The 3,678-nt window shown below is 53.9% G+C and carries 3 protein-coding genes and 2 pseudogenes; 3 read left to right on the top strand and 2 right to left on the bottom strand.

The genetic code is table 11. From position 1 onward, the window contains the following. Positions 1-175: c-type cytochrome biogenesis protein CcmI (gene ccmI, locus ACR52_RS29970; RefSeq protein ID WP_082143263.1), on the bottom strand; the 175-nt coding region annotated here is incomplete at its 3' end. A gap of 141 nt (positions 176-316) precedes the next feature. Here ccmI and tet(C) point away from each other — a divergent pair. From tet(C) to ACR52_RS29960, 3 genes and pseudogenes are all read left to right on the top strand, one after another. Then, complete coding sequence (gene tet(C) / locus ACR52_RS27270) at positions 317-1,507, top strand: tetracycline efflux MFS transporter Tet(C) (protein ID WP_048731286.1); 1,191 nt, start codon at positions 317-319, stop codon at positions 1,505-1,507. Between the two features lie 854 nt (positions 1,508-2,361). Further along, the gene (gene aph(3')-Ia / locus ACR52_RS27265) at positions 2,362-3,177 is read left to right on the top strand and encodes an aminoglycoside O-phosphotransferase APH(3')-Ia (RefSeq protein ID WP_000018329.1); all 816 of its coding nucleotides are present in this window, start codon (positions 2,362-2,364) and stop codon (positions 3,175-3,177) included. 137 nt (positions 3,178-3,314) lie between these two features. Next, positions 3,315-3,461, top strand: a pseudogene (locus ACR52_RS29960) (IS5/IS1182 family transposase); the annotation flags it as partial. Between the two features lie 94 nt (positions 3,462-3,555). Here ACR52_RS29960 and ACR52_RS27260 read toward each other — a convergent pair. Further along, a pseudogene (locus tag ACR52_RS27260) lies at positions 3,556-3,678 on the bottom strand (cytochrome c-type biogenesis protein CcmH); the annotation flags it as partial.

The raw sequence follows: 3,678 nt of genomic DNA, 5'->3' as shown, positions 1-3,678 counted from the left end.
CATTGAGCACGCCCTCGTCCTGCTGCACTTGCAGCTCGGCGACACGTTCTTGATACAGCGCCACGTTCAGCGCGGTGCGATCCTCTTCACGCTGGGCACGGCGGCCGCGCAACACAGGGATCAACAGGAAACTCAGGGCAATCAGAAGCAGCAACCCGGCCTGTCTCTTGATCAGATCTGGCCGCCTAGGCCGGCCGCGATCGCCGGCGCGCCATGCATGTCGACGGTACCTTCTCATGTTTGACAGCTTATCATCGATAAGCTTTAATGCGGTAGTTTATCACAGTTAAATTGCTAACGCAGTCAGGCACCGTGTATGAAATCTAACAATGCGCTCATCGTCATCCTCGGCACCGTCACCCTGGATGCTGTAGGCATAGGCTTGGTTATGCCGGTACTGCCGGGCCTCTTGCGGGATATCGTCCATTCCGACAGCATCGCCAGTCACTATGGCGTGCTGCTAGCGCTATATGCGTTGATGCAATTTCTATGCGCACCCGTTCTCGGAGCACTGTCCGACCGCTTTGGCCGCCGCCCAGTCCTGCTCGCTTCGCTACTTGGAGCCACTATCGACTACGCGATCATGGCGACCACACCCGTCCTGTGGATCCTCTACGCCGGACGCATCGTGGCCGGCATCACCGGCGCCACAGGTGCGGTTGCTGGCGCCTATATCGCCGACATCACCGATGGGGAAGATCGGGCTCGCCACTTCGGGCTCATGAGCGCTTGCTTCGGCGTGGGTATGGTGGCAGGCCCCGTGGCCGGGGGACTGTTGGGCGCCATCTCCTTGCATGCACCATTCCTTGCGGCGGCGGTGCTCAACGGCCTCAACCTACTACTGGGCTGCTTCCTAATGCAGGAGTCGCATAAGGGAGAGCGTCGACCGATGCCCTTGAGAGCCTTCAACCCGGTCAGCTCCTTCCGGTGGGCGCGGGGCATGACTATCGTCGCCGCACTTATGACTGTCTTCTTTATCATGCAACTCATAGGACAGGTGCCGGCAGCGCTCTGGGTCATTTTCGGCGAGGACCGCTTTCGCTGGAGCGCGACGATGATCGGCCTGTCGCTTGCGGTATTCGGAATCTTGCACGCCCTCGCTCAAGCCTTCGTCACTGGTCCCGCCACCAAACGTTTCGGCGAGAAGCAGGCCATTATCGCCGGCATGGCGGCCGACGCGCTGGGCTACGTCTTGCTGGCGTTCGCGACGCGAGGCTGGATGGCCTTCCCCATTATGATTCTTCTCGCTTCCGGCGGCATCGGGATGCCCGTGTTGCAGGCCATGCTGTCTAGGCAGGTAGATGACGACCATCAGGGACAGCTTCAAGGATCGCTCGCGGCTCTTACCAGCCTAACTTCGATCATTGGACCGCTGATCGTCACGGCGATTTATGCCGCCTCGGCGAGCACATGGAACGGGTTGGCATGGATTGTAGGCGCCGCCCTATACCTTGTCTGCCTCCCCGCGTTGCGTCGCGGTGCATGGAGCCGGGCCACCTCGACCTGAATGGAAGCGGTACCAGGAAAGAACATGTGAGCAAAAGGCCAGCAAAAGGCCAGGAACCGTAAAAAGGCCGCGTTGCTGGCGTTTTTCCATAGGCTCCGCCCCCCTGACGAGCATCACAAAAATCGACGCTCAAGTCAGAGGTGGCGAAACCCGACAGGACTATAAAGATACCAGGCGTTTCCCCCTGGAAGCTCCCTCGTGCGCTCTCCTGTTCCGACCCTGCCGCTTACCGGATACCTGTCCGCCTTTCTCCCTTCGGGAAGCGTGGCGCTTTCTCATAGCTCACGCTGTAGGTATCTCAGTTCGGTGTAGGTCGTTCGCTCCAAGCTGGGCTGTGTGCACGAACCCCCCGTTCAGCCCGACCGCTGCGCCTTATCCGGTAACTATCGTCTTGAGTCCAACCCGGTAAGACACGACTTATCGCCACTGGCAGCAGCCACTGGTAACAGGATTAGCAGAGCGAGGTATGTAGGCGGTGCTACAGAGTTCTTGAAGTGGTGGCCTAACTACGGCTACACTAGAAGAACAGTATTTGGTATCTGCGCTCTGCTGAAGCCAGTTACCTTCGGAAAAAGAGTTGGTAGCTCTTGATCCGGCAAACAAACCACCGCTGGTAGCGGTGGTTTTTTTGTTTGCAAGCAGCAGATTACGCGCAGAAAAAAAGGATCTCAAGAAGATCCTTTGATCTTTTCTACGGGGTCTGACGCTCAGTGGAACGAAATCGATGAGCTCGGGGGGGGGGGGAAAGCCACGTTGTGTCTCAAAATCTCTGATGTTACATTGCACAAGATAAAAATATATCATCATGAACAATAAAACTGTCTGCTTACATAAACAGTAATACAAGGGGTGTTATGAGCCATATTCAACGGGAAACGTCTTGCTCGAGGCCGCGATTAAATTCCAACATGGATGCTGATTTATATGGGTATAAATGGGCTCGCGATAATGTCGGGCAATCAGGTGCGACAATCTATCGATTGTATGGGAAGCCCGATGCGCCAGAGTTGTTTCTGAAACATGGCAAAGGTAGCGTTGCCAATGATGTTACAGATGAGATGGTCAGACTAAACTGGCTGACGGAATTTATGCCTCTTCCGACCATCAAGCATTTTATCCGTACTCCTGATGATGCATGGTTACTCACCACTGCGATCCCCGGGAAAACAGCATTCCAGGTATTAGAAGAATATCCTGATTCAGGTGAAAATATTGTTGATGCGCTGGCAGTGTTCCTGCGCCGGTTGCATTCGATTCCTGTTTGTAATTGTCCTTTTAACAGCGATCGCGTATTTCGTCTCGCTCAGGCGCAATCACGAATGAATAACGGTTTGGTTGATGCGAGTGATTTTGATGACGAGCGTAATGGCTGGCCTGTTGAACAAGTCTGGAAAGAAATGCATAAGCTTTTGCCATTCTCACCGGATTCAGTCGTCACTCATGGTGATTTCTCACTTGATAACCTTATTTTTGACGAGGGGAAATTAATAGGTTGTATTGATGTTGGACGAGTCGGAATCGCAGACCGATACCAGGATCTTGCCATCCTATGGAACTGCCTCGGTGAGTTTTCTCCTTCATTACAGAAACGGCTTTTTCAAAAATATGGTATTGATAATCCTGATATGAATAAATTGCAGTTTCATTTGATGCTCGATGAGTTTTTCTAATCAGAATTGGTTAATTGGTTGTAACACTGGCAGAGCATTACGCTGACTTGACGGGACGGCGGCTTTGTTGAATAAATCGAACTTTTGCTGAGTTGAAGGATCAGATCACGCATCTTCCCGACAACGCAGACCGTTCCGTGGCAAAGCAAAAGTTCAAAATCACCAACTGGTCCACCTACAACAAAGCTCTCATCAACCGTGGCTCCCTCACTTTCTGGCTGGATGATGGGGCGATTCAGGCCTGGTATGAGTCAGCAACACCTTCTTCACGAGGCAGACCTCAGCGCCCCCCCCCCCCGAGCTCTTAATTAATTTAAATCTAGACTAGTGCGGCCGCACTTGTGTATAAGAGTCAGCAACCCGGCTGCGAGCCAGAAATCAATCATCAGTCTTGGTGTCCAGCAGTTGGTCGAGGCGTTGGCGCTCTTCAGGGGATAGCGCGTCGGACCCATCGGAAGGCGCGGCGCGGCGACGGCGGAGGATCACGGCCATTACCGCTAC

This window comes from Pseudomonas fildesensis (assembly GCF_001050345.1).
In the GTDB taxonomy this organism is placed as follows: domain Bacteria; phylum Pseudomonadota; class Gammaproteobacteria; order Pseudomonadales; family Pseudomonadaceae; genus Aquipseudomonas; species Aquipseudomonas fildesensis.
This window is presented reverse-complemented; position numbering and strand designations above follow the sequence as displayed.